Annotated in this window: 15 protein-coding genes, 2 pseudogenes and 1 other annotated feature; of the genes and pseudogenes, 14 read left to right on the top strand and 3 right to left on the bottom strand. The window is 37.4% G+C overall.

The features are described from left to right. From FHY45_RS21305 to FHY45_RS17325, 4 genes and pseudogenes are all read left to right on the top strand, one after another. Positions 1 to 165: pseudogene (locus FHY45_RS21305) on the top strand (tetratricopeptide repeat protein); the annotation flags it as partial. Positions 166 to 668: 503 nt separating this feature from the next. Then, complete coding sequence (locus FHY45_RS17335) at positions 669 to 1,025, top strand: DUF4181 domain-containing protein (RefSeq protein WP_139892632.1); 357 nt, start codon at positions 669 to 671, stop codon at positions 1,023 to 1,025. 65 nt (positions 1,026 to 1,090) lie between these two features. Next, on the top strand, positions 1,091 to 1,354 hold the full coding sequence (locus FHY45_RS17330; RefSeq protein WP_139892631.1) for a CPCC family cysteine-rich protein: 264 nt from the start codon (positions 1,091 to 1,093) through the stop codon (positions 1,352 to 1,354). 721 nt (positions 1,355 to 2,075) lie between these two features. After that, entirely contained in the window at positions 2,076 to 2,852 is a 777-nt protein-coding gene (locus tag FHY45_RS17325) for a class I SAM-dependent methyltransferase (RefSeq protein WP_139892630.1), read from the top strand. A gap of 176 nt (positions 2,853 to 3,028) precedes the next feature. Here FHY45_RS17325 and FHY45_RS17320 read toward each other — a convergent pair whose 3' ends face one another. Both FHY45_RS17320 and FHY45_RS17315 read right to left on the bottom strand, forming a co-directional pair. Next, positions 3,029 to 3,793, bottom strand: a complete 765-nt coding sequence (locus tag FHY45_RS17320) for a PH domain-containing protein (RefSeq protein ID WP_139892652.1) — start codon at positions 3,791 to 3,793, stop codon at positions 3,029 to 3,031. A gap of 411 nt (positions 3,794 to 4,204) precedes the next feature. Beyond that, the gene (locus tag FHY45_RS17315) at positions 4,205 to 4,684 is read right to left on the bottom strand and encodes a hypothetical protein (protein WP_066105598.1); all 480 of its coding nucleotides are present in this window, start codon (positions 4,682 to 4,684) and stop codon (positions 4,205 to 4,207) included. A gap of 283 nt (positions 4,685 to 4,967) precedes the next feature. Between FHY45_RS17315 and hemA the strand changes: the two are divergent. The 8 genes and pseudogenes from hemA (at position 4,968) to ysxE (ending at position 14,201) form a co-directional block, all read left to right on the top strand. Next, positions 4,968 to 6,331: pseudogene (gene hemA / locus FHY45_RS17310) on the top strand (glutamyl-tRNA reductase). Positions 6,332 to 6,346: 15 nt separating this feature from the next. Beyond that, the gene (locus FHY45_RS17305; protein WP_066105591.1) at positions 6,347 to 7,177 is read left to right on the top strand and encodes a cytochrome C assembly family protein; all 831 of its coding nucleotides are present in this window, start codon (positions 6,347 to 6,349) and stop codon (positions 7,175 to 7,177) included. 13 nt (positions 7,178 to 7,190) lie between these two features. After that, entirely contained in the window at positions 7,191 to 8,123 is a 933-nt protein-coding gene (gene hemC / locus FHY45_RS17300) for a hydroxymethylbilane synthase (RefSeq protein WP_066105588.1), read from the top strand. Continuing rightward, complete coding sequence (locus tag FHY45_RS17295) at positions 8,124 to 8,903, top strand: uroporphyrinogen-III synthase (RefSeq protein WP_139892629.1); 780 nt, start codon at positions 8,124 to 8,126, stop codon at positions 8,901 to 8,903. A 17-nt stretch (positions 8,904 to 8,920) separates the two neighbouring features. After that, entirely contained in the window at positions 8,921 to 9,910 is a 990-nt protein-coding gene (gene hemB / locus FHY45_RS17290; RefSeq protein ID WP_066105578.1) for a porphobilinogen synthase, read from the top strand. A gap of 27 nt (positions 9,911 to 9,937) precedes the next feature. Next, positions 9,938 to 11,227: a glutamate-1-semialdehyde 2,1-aminomutase gene (gene hemL / locus FHY45_RS17285; RefSeq protein ID WP_066105575.1), complete on the top strand. Its 1,290-nt coding sequence runs from the start codon at positions 9,938 to 9,940 to the stop codon at positions 11,225 to 11,227. Positions 11,228 to 11,498: 271 nt separating this feature from the next. After that, a complete protein-coding gene (locus FHY45_RS17280; protein WP_139892628.1) occupies positions 11,499 to 12,992 on the top strand; it encodes a LysM peptidoglycan-binding domain-containing protein in 1,494 nt (497 codons plus the stop codon). A gap of 186 nt (positions 12,993 to 13,178) precedes the next feature. Continuing rightward, positions 13,179 to 14,201: a spore coat protein YsxE gene (ysxE, locus tag FHY45_RS17275; protein ID WP_139892627.1), complete on the top strand. Its 1,023-nt coding sequence runs from the start codon at positions 13,179 to 13,181 to the stop codon at positions 14,199 to 14,201. 89 nt (positions 14,202 to 14,290) lie between these two features. Here the strand turns inward: ysxE and FHY45_RS17270 are convergent, their stop codons facing one another. Beyond that, the gene (locus FHY45_RS17270; protein ID WP_066105566.1) at positions 14,291 to 14,482 is read right to left on the bottom strand and encodes a hypothetical protein; all 192 of its coding nucleotides are present in this window, start codon (positions 14,480 to 14,482) and stop codon (positions 14,291 to 14,293) included. A 221-nt stretch (positions 14,483 to 14,703) separates the two neighbouring features. Next, positions 14,704 to 14,938, top strand: a binding site (T-box leader). Between the two features lie 67 nt (positions 14,939 to 15,005). On the opposite strand from FHY45_RS17270, the gene FHY45_RS17265 reads away from it, so the two are divergent. Both FHY45_RS17265 and FHY45_RS17260 read left to right on the top strand, forming a co-directional pair. Continuing rightward, the gene (locus tag FHY45_RS17265; protein WP_139892626.1) at positions 15,006 to 17,657 is read left to right on the top strand and encodes a valine--tRNA ligase; all 2,652 of its coding nucleotides are present in this window, start codon (positions 15,006 to 15,008) and stop codon (positions 17,655 to 17,657) included. 97 nt (positions 17,658 to 17,754) lie between these two features. After that, positions 17,755 to 19,065, top strand: coding sequence for a bifunctional folylpolyglutamate synthase/dihydrofolate synthase (locus FHY45_RS17260; protein ID WP_139892625.1), 1,311 nt, complete (start codon positions 17,755 to 17,757; stop codon positions 19,063 to 19,065). Positions 19,066 to 19,166: the final 101 nt, after the last annotated feature.

Here is a 19,166-nt window from a genome sequence, read left to right as displayed (position 1 = left end):
ATACAAGTGTTTTATTCAATGACCTTATATAATTTAAGCGAGCATAAAAAAGCTATGGAGTTTTTACTAAAATGCTTGATAGATACCACAACAGACTCTGAAATACTGAGTTATAAAAATGCAATTAATTTCTATACTGATAAATTAGATGAAATGTGGAAATAGCAAGTGAAAGGTTGTACTTAAACAAACTGGGCATTGATCCAAAAAGAAGGATTAATGCCTTTTTGTGTTGAACTTCTTATTTTAGAAACGGGGCAGGTTAGCGGAGGAAGGAATATTAACAAGATAGATTGAATCTAATAATATAGGCGGGATGAAATATAGAAAGATTTATCGACTTACGACAACCGAGTAGATAATGAGAATTTCGTCTTTTTGACCTAATGCACAGGTTACTCGCAAGAACGTTAATGGTTTATTGTTTATCTTACAGGAGGTATCTAAATGCAAGATAACAAAGGTACGGCGATACTTATTCTTTTTGTCATAATTGTAGTTATAGTTGCTTCAAATTTTTTTAAGTAACGAATGGAATAGCAGAAGAACAGAACAGCCGTAGTTCCAGCTATCTCTTATGCTACTAACGGGGCAGGTTAGTGCAAGAAGGATTTATTATCATACATACCGAATTATAGGATTATTGTCTTAAATGGGGAGGGTTAATTATGAAGCTGTTGACGACTGTTATTATTATATTTTTAGTGGTTTTTTTTGTGGAAAAATTAATAGAAAAATACTTAGGTATAAAGAGAAAATTTATTTCGGAAACCCCTGGAAAAAGAATTGATCGATGGGGACGAACGATAATAGTAGTTATCTTTTTGTCTTCTTATTTTTTTGCTCTTACAAACGAGGTTAATGCAATTCTAAAATGGAATTGGGTTCTATTTTTCACAGCACTAATGGGGCTACAAACTATATTGGAGTGGAAGTACATAAAAGAATCAAAACAATATATTTCAACACTTATCAGTTCGATGATCATTATTAGTATCTTGTCGCTCCTTGTTATCCGCTTTTAAGCTATCGGGGCAGGTTAGCTCTATAAGAAATATGCTACAATATCTCAAAAAAAGTAGGCGATTTTATGAAATATACCTGTTCGTGTTGCGGCTACAAAACATTAGATGAATCGCCAGGCGGTTATGATATATGTAAGATTTGTTATTGGGAAGATGATCCCGTACAGAATGAGGACCCAGACTTTGAAGGCGGAGCTAATGTATTATCTTTGAGACAAGCACAAAGGAATTTTAAAATTTACGGAGCAAGTGAGGAAATGTATAAAGACTGTGTTGTAGAAGCAAGCCTTGGAGGATACGAGAAAGATGAAAATTTTAAACCTCTCTAGGGTTTTTAAGGATATTACCATCATTAATTAGTCTTCCTTATTGCACTGGGGGCATTGATCCAAAAAAGATTAATGCCCTTTTCTATTGAATTCCTTATTGTAGAAACGGGGGCAGGTTAGAGAAAAAAGGTATAATCAATTAATCAAGAATATGAGTAACACGGGGTGAAAAGTAATGTATCAATTCCAACACGAGGTACAAAGAAAAGAAAAGATATATAAGGTATATGTCATTTTATTTATTATATCCGTATTAATAAATGTAGTTTTATTCTTTGTAGATGGTAGTATCCTTCGTGGAATAGTCAGTCTCTTAGTTTTTTCTATTGTCCTTCACTATGGTTTACGAAAAAAAGTCTGGGCGGGATTAATCGTAAAATCTATGGTATGGATACATATAGTTTTATTGTTTATTATGTTTCTAACTATGATAATTAAAGTTATACAGTAAGTACCTTTCTCAACTAACGGGGGCATTGATCCAAGAAGAAGGATTAATGCCCTTTTCTGTTGAACTCCTTATTGTAGAAACGGGGCAGGTTAGTGGAACAGTATCATATGGAAAACTTATGAGTGCTAATAATTGTTTTGAAATTTTATCACGGAAATATATGGCATAAAATAAGGGGGGGAAGTACACACGTCGCTGCTGTTAGTTAATTATCAATCTTACTCAAATAATTCTGATGAAACTAACTAAATGTGAAATGGGGGATGTTAGGTGGGAATTGCTTTTCATAATGAGGAAAATCGAAATACTTATACAACTCGAAATGCCGATAATTCGTGGATTGACGCTATTAAAGACCTTGTACCAATCGAAAATATAACCAAGGCATTGGATATAGGATGTGGCGGTGGTATTTATTCTAAGGCACTGTCTGATATGGGGATATATTCTGTTACTGGCATCGATTTTTCCGAAGCAATACTTGAAGGTGCAAGAGAAAACTGCAAAGAACACCAAAATATATCTTTTAAGCAAGGTAACGCTTTTCATACTGGATTAGAAAGTAATAATTTTAATTTACTGCTTGAAAGAGCATTGATACATCATATAGATGATTTGCAAAAATGCTTTAAAGAGGCATATAGATTATTAAAACTTAAAGGATATTACATTATTCAAGACCGAACACCTGAAGATTGTTTATTAAAAGGTAATGATAGTCATATTAGAGGGTACTTCTTTGAATTATTTCCAAAATTAATTGAAAAAGAGACTAATCGCAGACACAATAGTCAATTAGTAATAGAAACACTTAAAGAAGTGGGGTTTCTAGAAATTGAGGAAGTTAAGTTGTGGGAAACAAGAAAAGTGCACATTGATAAAAAGCAATTACTAAAAGACTTAAGCGAGAGAACAGGAAGAAGTATTTTACACGAATTAAACAATAAAGAATTAAAATTACTGGTGAATTATATAGATGAATCATTTTCTACTGAATGTAACATAGTTGAAAAAGATAGATGGACTATTTGGAAAGCAGTTAAATAATTGGATGGCTTGATTTAGCTTGTGAAAGTATGTACTTAAACAAACGGGGGCTTTAGTTCAATAACAAGTACAGCCACTTCCTATCTGGAGGTGACTGTTTTTACATATTAGATAAAATATAGCAATAGCAACACTCCTTACAAAAACAGCATATTATTAAAACCTTTTGACCTAATTTATATATTCAACAATTGTTTCTTCTTAGCCGTAAATTCTTCTTCTGTAATAACTCCCATATCTAGGAGCTCTTTATATTTTTTTAACTCATCAGCAGTTGAAATAGATGATGCTTGTTCCTGATTAGTATGAGAAACGCTTTTTGCACTATCTATTACTTCGTGGATACGGCTGTTAATAGAACTTGCTGATCCCGCGTTTAATGCCACATTGAATTTTTCCTGAGGTGTATCAATTGTTAATATCCCAAAAACCAAGCCTTTTTCAAACGTAATATCATTGATTTTTTCAAGGGATATAGATTTAAATTTTTCGCCTGTGATAGATTTTTGCCCATATATAATGCGTTTATTTGTCACAGCATATGCGTAATTATTATCGTGCTTAGTTGTTGATTTGTAATTATGAAGACCAATAAATGTCATTAACACCTTTTCATCTTTCATTATGTTATCTTGCAAAATTTTAAAGTGTTTAAGTGCCCATTTATCGGTAAACCCTTCACCAAAGTTATTTTCTTTGCAATATTGATACATACCTTCAGCAGTAGACATTGGATCATCTCCAAGCCGTTCTTTCTTTTTATCTAAAATCGTCTTGATGTCCTCAATAGTCACCTTACTAACATTAATTACTGATATACCTCCAGCTTCTGATATGCAGTCTGGACAGACCCAGGCATTAGATTTTTTTACTTTATAACGATTTAATCCAACTTCCCTTCCACAAACACCACATATCACTTTACGGTCAAAAAAGCCCATCATCCTCACCTCTCAAGAATATTTATCTATATTAATTTTAACACCTAATAGTTTGTTAGTATAATTTCACCTATAAAAAGAAAACCCGCCTCAAAAAAAATCTTATTGTAGAAACAGGGGCTTTAGCGGAATAACAAGAAAGTCACTTCTTTTTGGAAGTGGCTTTTTCATCTAGATAAATGTAAGAGAATGGAAACGGAATCTTTAAGAATGCAGCCTATTGCTTACCAAATATCATGAACAATTGTACGTAAACTATGAGGGCTTTAGTGAAACAAGGAGACAGTAAAAGTTGTCTCTCTTTTTTTTCTAATAGTAACAAGTTACGAAAAGAGATTATAAAAAAGAAAGGCAGATAGCCTAATGCAGCAACCCTGACCACAATAGGTAGGGTTGCCATGCTATCTGCTTTTATTTTTTCTTAAATAGAATGAATCCGCCAATGAGCATTAAAAGAACAGGCCAGTAGTGATTAAAGAAATCAACAAAATGAACCAAGCCCAGTATAGTTAAGATTCTCTCATGGAAGATAAAGATGATAGAAACAACGAGGAATAAAATCCCCGGGCCTTTACCAACTCCCTTTTTTAGATGAAGCAATAACAGACCCAAACTAATAAATAAAAATAGGGCTGTATGCTCAGCTGGCCAGTTTTCCAAATGGACGGCTATGTATTGGTGTAAACCGAATCCAGTGAGCAAGATTCCAGGCAGTATAAAATCAGAATGACTGCCAAACCTGCTTTCAGCAAGAAAGGCTAATCCGATAATAATACAAAGAGATCCCCATGAATAATAAGGTGACAATAGGGAAAAGTTAATTGATTTTAAAAAATAAAAAAGACCAAAGCCAATCAAAATAGTGCTTGAAAAATAACGATATTCTTTCATATGTAGTCTCCCGGTTTATTATTATTGATAATTATTCTAATCTTTGATAATGTACAATTAGTGATTTAATTTACACATAATACTGTCAGAGAAACATTTTGGCAATTAAGATTTAACCTATTATACATTAATTATATCAGGTTTTTATTTCATGAGAATTTCTCATTTACATGTTTAATTGATATAGAGTTACGATAATGTTCACAATTTGTGGAAAATTTTTCATATACACCAATGATATACTTGCAAAAGAATATGCTCAGATGGGGGTGTGACAGGGGAAATGCATATAATTGTTGTCGGTCTTAATTACAAAACTGCTCCTGTTGAAATCCGTGAAAAAGTCAGTTTTGAATTGGGACAGCTGCCGGAAGCGATGAAATCATTAAGTAAGAAAAAAGTATCCTTGAAAATATCATTGTTTCCACCTGTAATCGGACAGAGGTTTATGCAGTAGTGGATCAGCTGCACACGGGCAGATATTATATTAAAGAATTTTTAGCAGAGTGGTTCGCGGTTGACCAAAATGAACTTTCCTCCTATTTATATGTTTATGAGCAGGACGGAGCAGTTAATCATTTATTCCAGGTTGCCTGTGGATTGAACTCCATGGTATTGGGAGAAACTCAAATACTTGGACAGGTGAAGAAAAGCTTCCAGCAGGCACAGGAAGAAAATACCGTCGGAGTATTGTTTAATAATCTGTTTAAACGGGTGATTACGCTTGCCAAAAAAGCTCACTCTGAAACGGAAATCAATAAAAATGCGGTATCAATCAGCTATGCAGCGGTTGAGCTTGGTAAAAAAATCTTTGGTTCGCTTCAGGATAAGAAAATCCTCGTAGTCGGTGCCGGGAAAATGGGCCAGCTTGCCATTGAAAATTTATATAGCAATGGTGCCAATCAAGTAACGGTAATTAACAGAACCTTGGAAAAAGCCGAAATATTGGCATCTAAATTCTCTGGACAGGCAAAAATGCTTCAGGAATTGCAATGTGCCCTGCTTGATGCAGATATATTAATCAGTTCGACTGGATCAAAGGAATATGTAATTACAAAAGAAATGATGGAAAATATCAACATTTTAAGAAAAGGCCGTCCGATTTTTATGGTTGATATTGCCGTACCGCGTGATTTAGATCCTAAACTAATGGAACTGGACAGCGTCTTTCTTTATGATATAGACGATTTAGAAGGTATCGTTCAGGCGAACCTGGCAGAAAGAAAAGAAGCAGCAGAACAAATTATGATCATGATTGAAAGTGAGCTGGTTGAATTCAATCAATGGATCAAAATGCTTGGTGTTGTTCCTGTGATTTCTGCATTGCGCGAGAAAGCATTAGATATTCAGGCAGAAACAATGGAGAGTATGCAGCGTAAATTACCAGGCCTAAGTGAAAGAGAATGGAAGGTTATTAATAAGCATACGAAGAGCATCATTAATCAGATGCTTAAAGATCCGATTCTTTATGCAAAAGATATGGCAGAAATGAAGAATCCAGAGGCTGCTTTACAGGCATTTGTCTCGATCTTCAATATTGAGGAGCTTGTAGAAGAACAGGAATTTAAGGCGGCAATGCCATTCCAATCTAAAACATCGGTCCAGCAAAATAGACCTGTCTTGAAAGTGGTGTCACAACCATATTAAGCAAGGATGGGATATATGATTGATATTAATTTAAATAGATTGCAAGAAATTACAATTATATTATATGGACTTAGTGTCTTATTCTATTTCATAGATTTTTTACAAAATAATCGGAAGGCTCATAAGGCAGCCTTCTGGTTTCTTTCGATTGTTTGGTTGATGCAAACAATTTTTTTATGTCTATATATGTTTGAAGTGGGAAGATTCCCGGTTCTTACCTTATTTGAAGGATTATATTTTTACGTGTGGATATTGATTACCTTTTCACTCATCCTAAACCGGATAATACGGACAGATTTTTTTATGTTTTTTACAAATGTAATAGGGTTTGGTTTGATGGTCATTCATATATTCTCAACATTAGAATCCTATTCTACGGCAGAAGCGCAAACTAAGGTGTTATCTGAGCTATCCATGATTCATATTACAGTTGCCATTCTATCTTATGCAGCGTTTGCTCTTTCCTTTGTCTTTTCAATTTTGTATCTAATACAGTACGATTTATTAAAGCGAAAGAAATGGGGGAAAAGGCTGAACAGGCTGGGAGATCTGGCGAAACTGGAACAGCTGTCTTATATACTGGTAGCAATCGGTGTACCTCTGTTATTATTATCATTAATACTAGGTCTTGAATGGGCCTATATAATCGTTTCGGATATTAATTGGTATGATAGTAAAATTCTTGGCTCATTTGCCTGCCTAATTATATATGGAATCTATTTATATCTTAAAGTTAACAACCGGATTTATGGGAAATCACTCGCTTATTGGAATATTGGTTCATTCTTGTTAGTGCTAGTGAATTTCTTCTTTTTCGGCAGCATATCAGCATTTCATGTCTATTGATGGAGGGTAAATCATGAGAAAAATCATTATCGGTTCACGTAGAAGTAAATTAGCATTGACACAATCTAATTGGGTTATTGACCAGCTGAAAAATCTGGGATTACCGTTTGAATTTGAATTGAAAGAAATTGTGACAAAGGGTGACAGGATTTTAGACGTAACTCTCTCTAAGGTCGGAGGAAAAGGTCTTTTTGTAAAAGAAATCGAACAAGCCATGCTAGATGGGGAAATTGATATGGCCATTCATAGCATGAAAGACATGCCGGCAGAGCTTCCAGAAGGGTTAACAATTGGCTGTATTCCAGAGCGTGAGGATCATCGTGATGTGTTGATTTCAAAAAATAATCTAACGCTTGCAGAACTTCCGGAAGGTGCGATTGTCGGTACAAGCAGCTTAAGAAGAAGTGCTCAATTGTTGGCAAAACGTCCGGATTTAACAATCAAGTGGATTAGAGGGAATGTGGATACACGTATTCAAAAATTAAAAGATGAAGAATATGATGCAATCGTATTGGCGGCAGCAGGTCTTTCGAGATTAGGCTGGAAAAAGGATGTTGTCAGTGATTTCCTTGATGAAGATACTTGCATACCTGCAGTTGGCCAAGGGGCGCTGGCGATTGAATGCAGAGCAGACGATCATGAGCTATTGCAGGAATTAGCTAAATTAACTTGTCAGGATACAAAAGAAGCTGTTACAGCGGAGCGTGTCTTCCTCAATAAAATGGAGGGTGGCTGTCAGGTTCCAATTGCAGGTTTTGCATATAAAGACGAAAAAGGGACCTTACAATTCCAGGCACTCGTCGGAACGCCTGATGGGCGTACCATTTATCGTGAACAAATTTCAGGAGATGATCCTGAAAGCTTAGGTATAACAGCTGCCAATCGCCTAATCGAACGGGGAGCAAAGACTTTAATTGAAAAGGTTAAAGAGGAGATGGAAAGCTAAATGAAGCATTCCTTGTTTCTTTCGGGTAAAGGCGTATTGGTTACAAGAGAAGAAGCGCAGGCCGAACAATTGTGTGCCATGATTGCTGAGCATGGAGGGGTACCAATTAAGGTGCCTCTTCTTTCGTTTCAAAAGGTTGATGCAGATAGGCTTGAATCAGTAAAAGAAAAGCTGAGCAGGCTGGAATCTTTTGATTGGATCGTTTTCACAAGCAAGCCGGGTGTTGATCTATTTTGTGAGATGCTGAACGAAATGGAATTTGAAGGAATCTATCCTAAAATAGCAGCCATTGGTAAAAAAACGAAAGCAGCCTTGCAGGAACATGGTCTGCAGCCTACTTTTATCCCACCGAAATATGTAGCTGAATCTTTTTTGCCTGCGTTTCTGGAAGTAGTGGATACGAGCGAATCTGTGCTCATTATAAAGGGTGATTTGGCGAGAGATTATCTATTTAATGGGCTGATAGCTGCAGGTATACATACAGAGGAGTCCGTTATTTACAGCAACCGTATGCCAGAAGACAGTGAACAAGCCTTGGTGGATGTACTTACAAATAAAAAGATAGATATTCTATTATTTACGAGCCCTTCGACAGTAAATCATTTTATGAAGACCGTGAAAAAACATCATTTATTTGACTGTTTGATAGATAAAGTGACAGTTGCAATCGGACCGGTCACGAGGAAAAGAGCCGAAGAACTGGGCGTGGCTGTCACATTATGTCCGGAGCAATATACCGTAGATGAAATGATGAAAGAATTAAGGCAGTATTATTCGTAATATAGGAGGACCTTAAAATGGCCAATATTGAATTTAATCGACACAGAAGATTAAGAAGAAATGAATCTATGAGAGCGCTTGTGCGTGAAACACATTTACATGTAGAAGACTTTATTTATCCGATTTTTATTACGGAAGGTACAAATGAAAAGAACCCCGTTACTTCTATGCCAGGAATCTATCAATTTTCCATGGATCGTTTGAAAGAGGAAATGGATGAAGTGGCTTCACTTGGTATCAAATCTGTCATTCTCTTTGGAGTACCGGATCAGGAAAATAAGGATGAATGTGGGACAGGTGCTTTTCATACACATGGGATTGTCCAAAAAGGGATTCGTTTTGTAAAAGAAAACTATCCTGAAATTCTTGTTGTAGCTGATACATGTTTATGTGAATATACAAGCCACGGTCACTGCGGTATGGTTGAAAATGATGAAATCTTAAACGATGAAAGTCTGGAGCTTTTGGTTAAAACAGCTGTCAGCCAGGCGGAAGCAGGAGCGGATATTATTGCTCCTTCCAATATGATGGATGGATTTGTGGCTGCGATTCGCCAGGGTCTTGATGAATCAGGCTATCAGCACATCCCAATCATGTCCTATGCCGTTAAATATGCATCCGCATTTTATGGTCCATTCCGTGAAGCAGCAAACGGAGCACCTCAATTTGGTGATAGAAAATCCTATCAAATGGATTATGCCAACCGTATTGAAGCCTTGCGTGAAGCTGAATCAGACGTTCAGGAGGGAGCGGATTTTATCATTGTGAAGCCAGCTCTTGCTTTCCTCGATATCATTCGCGATGTGAAGAATACAGTAAATCTGCCTCTTGTAGCTTATAATGTAAGTGGAGAGTATTCCATGGTTAAAGCAGCTGGTGCAAATGGCTGGATTGACGAAAAAGCTATTGTGATGGAAATGCTAACTGGTATGAAACGTGCCGGTGTAGATTTAATCATTACTTACTTTGCAAAAGATGCAGCAAAATGGTTAAAAGAATCAAATTAATTCCATATATAAAGGAGATTGCAGCATATGCGTTCATATGAAAATTCTAAGAAAGCATTCCAGGAATCCATCAATTTATTGCCGGGCGGCGTAAACAGCCCTGTCCGTGCTTTTAAATCTGTAAATATGGATCCGATTTTTATGGAAAGAGGAAAGGGTTCAAAAATCTATGATATTGATGGCAATGAATATATTGATTATGTTCTTTCCTGGGGACCGCTGATTCTTGGCCATGCAAATGACCGGGTAGTAGAGGCGATTAAAAAGGTTGCTGAAACTGGTACAAGCTTTGGTGCTCCAACTTTAATGGAAAATAAATTGGCACAGCTTGTAATTGATCGTGTCCCATCAATTGAAATGATACGGATGGTTTCCTCCGGTACAGAAGCAACCATGAGCGCACTTCGTCTGGCACGAGGATATACAGGACGAGATAAGATCCTTAAATTTGAAGGATGTTATCACGGACATGGAGATTCATTGCTTATCAAAGCAGGTTCAGGAGTTGCTACACTTGGTTTGCCAGATAGCCCTGGTGTTCCAGAGGGCGTTGCGCGAAATACCATTACAGTTCCATACAATGATCTTGAGAGTGTAAAACTTGCTTTTGACCAATATGGCGAAGATATAGCAGCTGTAATTGTAGAGCCAGTTGCGGGAAATATGGGAGTAGTCCCTCCACTGCCAGGCTTCTTGCAGGGATTAAGAGAAATTACTGAAAATCACGGTTCTTTATTAGTCTTTGACGAAGTTATGACCGGTTTCCGTGTTGATTATCAATGTGCGCAAGGTCATTTCGATGTTACTCCAGATTTAACTTGTCTAGGAAAAGTAATTGGCGGAGGACTTCCAGTAGGAGCATTCGGCGGTAAAAAAGAGATCATGAGCCAAATTGCGCCAAGCGGTTCCATCTATCAAGCCGGTACATTATCAGGAAATCCGATTGCGATGACAGCCGGTTATGAAACGTTAATCCAGCTTAATGAGGATACGTATAAAGAGTTTACTAAAAAAGCAGATCTCTTAGAGGCAGGGTTTAAGGAAGCAGCTGAAACCTACCAAGTACCTTTAACGTGTAATCGAGCAGGGTCTATGATTGGCTTCTTCTTTACTAATGAACAGGTTAAAGATTACGAGTCTGCAAAACAATCAGATCTTCAATTTTTTGCGAATTATTATAAAGAAATGGCGGAAAATGGTGTATTCTTGCCGCCTTCTCAATTTGAAGGAATCTTTCTTTCAGTTGAACATAGTAATGAAGATATTCAAAAGACTATACAGGCTGCCCAAAAAGCGTTTAAAGCAATTAAACGATAAAGTGAAACAATGTCCGTTGAGGAATTACTTTCATTCCACACGGAGCATTAGTTGAACTAATCGACTTCTTACTGCTGCTTACCTTTGTTTTAGGCGAGAGTCCATGCTCCAATTTGAATGAGATAAAGTGATTAGTAGATTCCCCCGAGTATGCTCTCGGGGGAATTTTTTTATTCTCCAGACATACGTTTAACAAAGCACATATTTTCTGTATCTGCAGCATAGGCTGATAATGGCATTTAGATGAAAAGGGCTGAAGGGAGGAAATTGGGTGTCTGAGGATCATGCATCGTCATTACGATTTTCATTAGAAGAGAGTGTGTGGTTTCAAAGGGGACAGGAAGTTGAGGAACTGTATTCCATTTCGCTTGAACCAAATGTTTCAGCTCATCAAGTAGAACAGTATGTGATTCTTAAAGGGACTCTGGATTTAATGGGGGAATATAAGGCCACTGAGGCAACAGGACAGGAAGAAGGAGCAGAAGATCCGTTTCGGCGCTATGTTTCTGTAATCGAACAAAGGGAGCATCATTTATTTGAATTCCATCAGCAATTTCCTGTAGATATAACGATTCCTGCAGAAAGAGTTCGGGAAATGGATGAGCTTAATATAGGTGTGCATACCTTTGATTATAAGCTGCCAGAAAAGGGATATCTGCAAATTAGAGCAGATTTATGGATTGGTGGAGTTTACGATAATTTGCCTGAAGAGCAGACGCAAGTGACAGAGACAGAGGAACGGGAAGAGACTTCAAACTATCAAAATGGAACATCCGGGCGATTTCAGGAAGAGCATCATACTCATACATGGAATAAAATCAACGAAGATTTTGAGGAGTCAGCAGAGGAGATTACTATTCAGGCAGAAGTCCATAATGAGCAAGAGGAAGAACAGATAGAGGTGCATTTATATCGGGAAAATTCTGAGGATGAGGATCAGGAGCAGGAGGATTTGGCAGATTCGCCTGAGATTTATCTCAAGAACCCAACTTCTTATATAGAGAGTAATCATAACCAGGATGACCATTTTTATGTTGAAACTAAATTGTCACCCCGACTGCATCAACCAGCCGATTATGAAGAAACACAGCCGAATGATGAGTCAGATCATACAGACAAGGACTATAGCCCTTTTGCTTTTGAACCGGACCAATTAGTTGACAGACAAAAGCAAAAAGATGAAAACCAATCTTTTTCCATTCCATATGATAATAGATTTGATGAGGGTCCTCCGGAATTAATGGAAGTCGTTCCTTTTACTGCCGAGTATGGAAAAGAGGAAAGTTCAGAATATGAAAAAGAGGAAAGTTCAGAATATGAAAAAGAGGAAAGTCCTGAATATGACAGAGTACAGCCGCACCAATCTCAAGCGAATGTAGCACCAGATTTGAATAAAGCTGCAGTAGAACCGGAAACAAATGTTTCTCGCATACGTCAACAGAAAAAAGAACAAACATCCAATCAGTATGTAGAGAAAAAGTATCAATCGTCTGATTCTAAAAGAAAGAATGGGAAGGAGAACGAAGATCAAACTGAAGGTAAGTCTAAATCTTTGTTATACGATTTATTTACAGAGGAGGAAGAATCACAACAATCAAAAGTAAGAGTCTGTATTGTCCAAAATGGAGAAAATATTGATGTTCTGGCAGATCGATATAAAACGAGCGTTCAGCATATCGCGAGAATAAACGGGTTGGAATTAACATCCGATCTAAAAGCTGGTCAGGTAATTTATATTCCTGAAGCTGCTGCTTCTTATAAATAATAGGTCTAGTTAACAGCAGAGCACAGCATTATATGCTCTGCTTTTTTAATAGGAATAGTACAATGCAATTTAACTGTGAGAAACATGGCTGCATAGCTCATTAAAAAATAATGACTTATGATAGGGCAGCTGAAATAGATTTCATTGGTTTCCAAAAAGGGCACATGCAGAAAGGGTGCCAGAGGAATGTTAAGAAAAGATCAGGAGTGGATATCTGAGTTTCTAAGAAACTATCAATTGGAACTTGAATTTTACGAGGATTTTGGAAAAGTAAAAAAAGTATATACGAACAATGGTATATTTGCGATTAAAACCATCCCGGCAACCAAAGGCATTGATTTTATCAAAAATGTGCAGAACCTATATCAAAATGGATATAACCGAATTGTTCCGATTTTTCCAACAGTTGATGGCAGATATGGAGTATTAACTCATGATAAAATCAGTTACCTTATGCCTTGGCTGCCGGATGAACATATAGAGGAACGGGCAGAACGACACCAGCAGATGTTCAGGGAATTGGCAAGAATGCATACGCTATCTGGCAAAGAAATTAACATTACGAAAGAGGAACGGGAAGAGTATTATGAAAAAACAGTCAAGGAGTGGGAGGAGCAAAAGGAATTTATTCGTGAAATGGTAACAACCATCGAAAAGAAGTGGTATATGTCTCCGTTTGAGCAGTTGTTTAGTATGTGCTTTTATGACTTGTCTCAGGCTCTGACGTATTCCTTAAATAAACTGAAGGAGTGGTTTGACCTAACAAAGGAAGAAGAAAAAGTACGCAGTGTGGTGACCCATGGAAATATCTCAATTCATCATTTCTTATATAGTGAAAATGGTTATGGCCATTTTATCAATTTTGAACAGAGTAAAACCGCACCTGCCTATTTCGACTTATTGCCTTTTGTCGTTAAGCAGTTAAAAACTTATCCAATCCAGGGTGAAGAAATAGTTGAGTGGATCTATCTTTATCTGAAGTATTTTCCCTACAAGGAGGGTGAGCTGCGTTTATTCTTATCCTATTTAGCCTATCCGGCTAATTGTATCAAGGTAGTAGAACAATACTCCAGAAAAAAAGGTAAACAGGATGAAATACAATTTTGCCGAAGATTCCAAAGGCAGTATTGGTTATTAAAAAACATTGAATATATTATTATGAGGATGGAACAAATAGAAGAAAGCAAAAAGGCGAAGGAAGAGAAATAAAAGATATGGCATCAACATAATAAAATGATAGGCTGTATCAAACAAAAACCAGGCAAACCTACCTGGTCTAAATGAATAGTTATAAAAGATTACAGAATATCAAAGTGGAAGGCTAAAGCAAGACCAATCAGTAATAATAGCAGAAATAAATCAAAAGTGGTCGGAAAAAAGAATGTCCGGATTCCTTGAAAAACGGCAAAGGGAATGGAGAATTGCTGTAAGACATTTCTTGTATTTCGAATCCACGGAGGCATATTGTATTGAGTTACCTTTTTTCGCATGTAAATTCCCCCTTTATGCTAGAATATAAAATTACCCCTGAATGGGTGTCTGTACAGCATTATTTAAAGCGTCTAAGAATGAGAATTGACGATGACACCTTGGACATAGGCTTGAATAAAATATAGAAAAATGGGAAACAATGATTGACGAGTAGATGCATACTTATGTATGATAACAGTATTAAAAAATGATTTCCGATTATGAGAAACCAAAATAACAATGAAAAGCTTTGAATGGGAAGAGTATGTGATTAAGACTGTAAGAGAGAGGAATCCATCGGCTGTAAGATTCCTTCAGTAACCGTAATCGCAGAAGGTCGCCCGGGAGCTGTTTCCGTGAACGTCAATAGTAGCGGATAACCGGTGAAGAGCCGTTAACGAAATGAAGTGCCGATACAACAGTTATTTGTATTGGAACAAAGGTGGTACCGCGAGACATACCGTTTCGTCCTTTTTATATAGAGGATGAAGCGGTTTTTTTATTGCGTTTTTCACCAATTATGAAAGTAAAGGAGAATGAAAAATGGAGCAACAAACGGATATTGGTATGCCAACCAAATACGATCCTCAATCAATCGAAAAAGGACGCTATGATTGGTGGTTAAAGGGTAAATTCTTTGAAGCGGGACAGGATAAACAAAAAGAACCTTATACGATTGTAATTCCTCCTCCAAACGTAACGGGTAAACTGCATTTAGGTCATGCATGGGATACTGCGCTTCAGGATATTTTGACAAGAATGAAGAGAATGCAGGGTTATGACGTATTATGGCTGCCAGGTATGGACCATGCGGGAATCGCAACTCAAGCGAAGGTAGAAGAAAAACTGCGCAATCAAGGTGTTTCACGTTATGATTTGGGACGTGAGAAATTTGTTGAAGAAACATGGAAATGGAAAGAGGAATACGCATCTCATATCCGTGAGCAATGGGCAAAAATTGGATTGGGCCTTGATTATACTCGTGAACGCTTTACTCTAGATGAGGGACTTTCAAAAGCTGTTCGTGAAGTGTTTGTAAAACTTTATGAAAAAGGCCTTATTTACCGCGGTGAATATATTATTAACTGGGATCCAAGTACAAAAACAGCGATCTCTGATATTGAAGTAATTCATAAAGAGGTTAAGGGTGCTTTTTATCATATGCGCTACCCACTTGCAGATGGCAGCGGGCATATTGAAGTTGCGACAACTCGTCCGGAAACAATGCTTGGCGATACAGCAGTTGCAGTTCACCCGGAAGATGACCGTTATAAGCACCTGATTGGAAAAACGGTTATCCTGCCAATCGTAGGAAGAGAAATTCCGATTGTTGGCGATGATTATGTAGAGATGGATTTTGGTTCCGGCGTTGTAAAAATTACACCAGCACATGATCCTAATGACTTCGAGGTAGGTAATCGTCATAATCTTGAACGCATTCTAGTTATGAATGAAGACGGAACGATGAACGCGAAGGCTGGCAAATATGAAGGTATGGACCGTTTCGATTGCCGTAAGCAAATTGTGAAAGATCTTCAGGATCAGGGAGTGTTGTTCAAAATTGAAGAGCATATCCATCAGGTTGGACACTCTGAAAGAAGCGGATCTGTTGTAGAGCCTTATTTATCTACACAATGGTTTGTTAAAATGGGACCATTGGCAGAGCGTGCAATTGAAATGCAATCCACTGAAGGTAAAGTAGAATTCGTACCGGAACGCTTTGAGAAAACATATTTGAATTGGATGGATAATATCCATGACTGGTGTATCTCCAGACAGCTTTGGTGGGGTCACCGCATTCCGGCTTGGTACCATAAGGAAACAGGCGAGGTACATGTAGGAATGGAAGATCCTGCAGATATCGAAAACTGGACGCAGGATACAGATGTATTGGATACATGGTTCAGTTCTGCGTTATGGCCGTTTTCCACAATGGGCTGGCCTGATACAGATTCAGAAGACTTTAAACGTTATTATCCAACAGCAGCTCTTGTGACTGGATACGATATTATTTTCTTCTGGGTATCAAGAATGATTTTCCAGGGACTTGAATTCACTGGAGAGCGTCCATTCAAAGATGTATTGATTCATGGACTTGTACGTGATGAGCATGGCAAGAAAATGAGTAAATCTCTTGGTAATGGTGTAGATCCAATGGAGGTTATTGAGAAATATGGTGCGGATTCATTAAGATATTTCTTAACAACTGGAAGCTCACCAGGTCAGGATTTACGTTTCAGCTATGAAAAAGTAGAATCTGTTTGGAACTTTGCCAATAAAATTTGGAATGCATCCCGTTTCTGCTTGATGAATATGAATGGGCTGAAATATGAAGAGATTGATTTAACAGGCGAAAAATCAGTTGCGGATAAATGGATTTTAACTCGTCTAAACGAAACGATTGAAACTGTAACAAGACTGGCAGATAAATATGAATTCGGTGAAGTTGGCCGTGCATTATACAACTTCATTTGGGATGATTTCTGTGATTGGTATATTGAAATGGCGAAGCTCCCTCTATATGGAGAAGACGAGGAAGCTAAACTTACAACACGTTCTATCCTTGCGTACGTATTGGATCAAACGATGCGATTGTTACATCCATTTATGCCATTCATCACTGAAGAAATTTGGCAGAACCTTCCTCACCAAGGGGAGTCCATCACAACAGCATCTTGGCCTGTTGTAAATCCGGACTTAACGGATGAAAAAGCTTCTGATGAAATGAAATTGCTTGTCGAAATCATTCGTACAGTACGTAATATTCGCGCAGAAGTGAACACGCCGCTCAGCAAAAAAATCAAGCTTTCTTTGAAGGCGAAAGATGCAGAAACACAAGCTGTTCTTGAGAAAAACAGCAGCTATATCGAGCGCTTCTGTAATCCAGAGGAATTAACAATTGGTACAGACATCCCTGCTGATGATAAAGCGATGACAGCTATCGTAACGGGTGTTGAATTAATTCTTCCATTGCAAGGTCTATTAAATATTGAAGAGGAACAAAAACGTCTTCAAAAAGAACTTGAAAAATGGAAAAAAGAAGTAGAAAGAATTGAGAAAAAGCTATCCAATGAAGGCTTCATGAAAAAAGCGCCTGAAAAGGTGATTGAAGAAGAAAAAGCGAAGCTGGCAGACTATGTTGAAAAACGTGAGGCTGTACAAAGCCGCCTGAAGGATTTAGAAGAATTGGCTTAAGACATTTTATTGCGCCCTGTTCGAAGCATTTGAACAGGGTGTTTTTGTTCAATCATGTCATACTAATACATAGCGCAATGGTTGAGGAGTGAAAAAAATGATACAGGATTATCAACAGGCAGAGAAGTTTCTTGCAGACCGTACAGCAAAACTTGGGATGGATTTTGGCCTGGAAAGAATGGAAAGAGTCTTACGTAAATTGGGAAATCCGGAGCGCAGCATTCCTTGTATACATATAGCAGGCTCAAATGGCAAAGGTTCTACGCTTACATTTTTAAAACATATTTTGGTGGCAGAGGGCTACCGGGTAGGTACCTTTACATCTCCCTATCTTGAAAAGCTGAACGAACAAATTATGATTGATGAGGAAATGATTTCGGACAATAAGCTAGTTGAATTATTAAATTACCTCCTCCCTGTAATAAATGAATCAGAGCAAAAAGGGGATTATCTAACTGCTTTTGAAGTAACGACTATATTAGCTTTTCTGCATTTTAAAAATGAGCAACCGGATATTCTTATTATTGAAACCGGACTTGGGGGGAGACTTGATTCCACTAATGTAATTGAACCGCTTTTGGAGATCATTACCAGCATCTCTTTAGAGCATACCAACATTCTCGGAAATTCTTTGGGTGAAATTGCAACAGAGAAAGCAGGTATTATCAAGAATGGAACATCAGTTGTTACAGGTGTAAAAGATGAGGAAGCATTAGAGCCCCTAACAAAACAGGCAGAGAAAATGAATGCTGCTTTATATACGCTAGGAAAAGAATTTAAGATTTTGAACCGCTCTCACCCTAAAAATCAGGAAGTTTTCACGGTTAAATGGCGAGAATACTTACTGGAGAATTTACATATTAGCATGCTTGGAAGCCATCAAGTTGAGAATGCAGCGCTTGCTGTCATCAGTTCAATATTACTTAGTGAAACGTATCGCTTTTCGATTCGGGAAGAAAGTATCAGAAAAGGACTGGCATCTGCCAGATGGAAAGGGCGTTTTGAGATTGTGTCGAACCAGCCGCTAATCATCCTGGACGGCGCACATAATGTGTCAGGTATAAACTCTCTGCTTTCAACGATTGATGATCGTTACCCAAATTGTGATATACATATTTTGTTTGCGGCCTTAAAGGACAAGGATTATACAAAGATGATTCAGATGATTGAACAAAAGGCAGCAAGTATAACTTTTACGGAGATTCCATTAGAACGAATGAATGAGGCAGAGGAGCTTTTTAAACATAGCCGACACCCTCATAAGGATGTAAAAAAAGATTGGGTAGAAGGAATAAATGAGATATTAGCCAAAATGAAAGACAGAGATATGCTATTGGTCACAGGCTCTTTATATTTTTTGGCGTCTATTCGTCCATATATCGTCAATGAAATTAATCGAAAGTCATAACTAAATTCATGTAAAAGTAATGATGTTCATGACAATCCTCCATAAGACCTGTTTTTGTAAATACTTGTGTGACAGATGTCAGAATTTTTGATAAAATTTGA

The organism is Bacillus sp. D386 (genome assembly GCF_006346415.1).
This window is presented reverse-complemented; position numbering and strand designations above follow the sequence as displayed.

Excerpts from the sequence above, each read along its gene's own strand:
- FHY45_RS17335 (WP_139892632.1), top strand. The coding sequence starts at position 669 with ATGAAGCTGTTGACGACTGTTATTATTATATTTTTAGTGGTTTTTTTT.
- FHY45_RS17330 (WP_139892631.1), top strand. The coding sequence starts at position 1,091 with ATGAAATATACCTGTTCGTGTTGCGGCTACAAAACATTAGATGAATCG.
- FHY45_RS17320 (WP_139892652.1), bottom strand. The coding sequence starts at position 3,793 with ATGGGCTTTTTTGACCGTAAAGTGATATGTGGTGTTTGTGGAAGGGAA.
- FHY45_RS17315 (WP_066105598.1), bottom strand. The coding sequence starts at position 4,684 with ATGAAAGAATATCGTTATTTTTCAAGCACTATTTTGATTGGCTTTGGT.
- FHY45_RS17305 (WP_066105591.1), top strand. The coding sequence starts at position 6,347 with ATGATTGATATTAATTTAAATAGATTGCAAGAAATTACAATTATATTA.
- hemC (WP_066105588.1), top strand. The coding sequence starts at position 7,191 with ATGAGAAAAATCATTATCGGTTCACGTAGAAGTAAATTAGCATTGACA.
- FHY45_RS17295 (WP_139892629.1), top strand. The coding sequence starts at position 8,124 with ATGAAGCATTCCTTGTTTCTTTCGGGTAAAGGCGTATTGGTTACAAGA.
- hemB (WP_066105578.1), top strand. The coding sequence starts at position 8,921 with ATGGCCAATATTGAATTTAATCGACACAGAAGATTAAGAAGAAATGAA.
- hemL (WP_066105575.1), top strand. The coding sequence starts at position 9,938 with ATGCGTTCATATGAAAATTCTAAGAAAGCATTCCAGGAATCCATCAAT.
- ysxE (WP_139892627.1), top strand. The coding sequence starts at position 13,179 with ATGTTAAGAAAAGATCAGGAGTGGATATCTGAGTTTCTAAGAAACTAT.
- FHY45_RS17270 (WP_066105566.1), bottom strand. The coding sequence starts at position 14,482 with ATGCGAAAAAAGGTAACTCAATACAATATGCCTCCGTGGATTCGAAAT.
- FHY45_RS17265 (WP_139892626.1), top strand. The coding sequence starts at position 15,006 with ATGGAGCAACAAACGGATATTGGTATGCCAACCAAATACGATCCTCAA.
- FHY45_RS17260 (WP_139892625.1), top strand. The coding sequence starts at position 17,755 with ATGATACAGGATTATCAACAGGCAGAGAAGTTTCTTGCAGACCGTACA.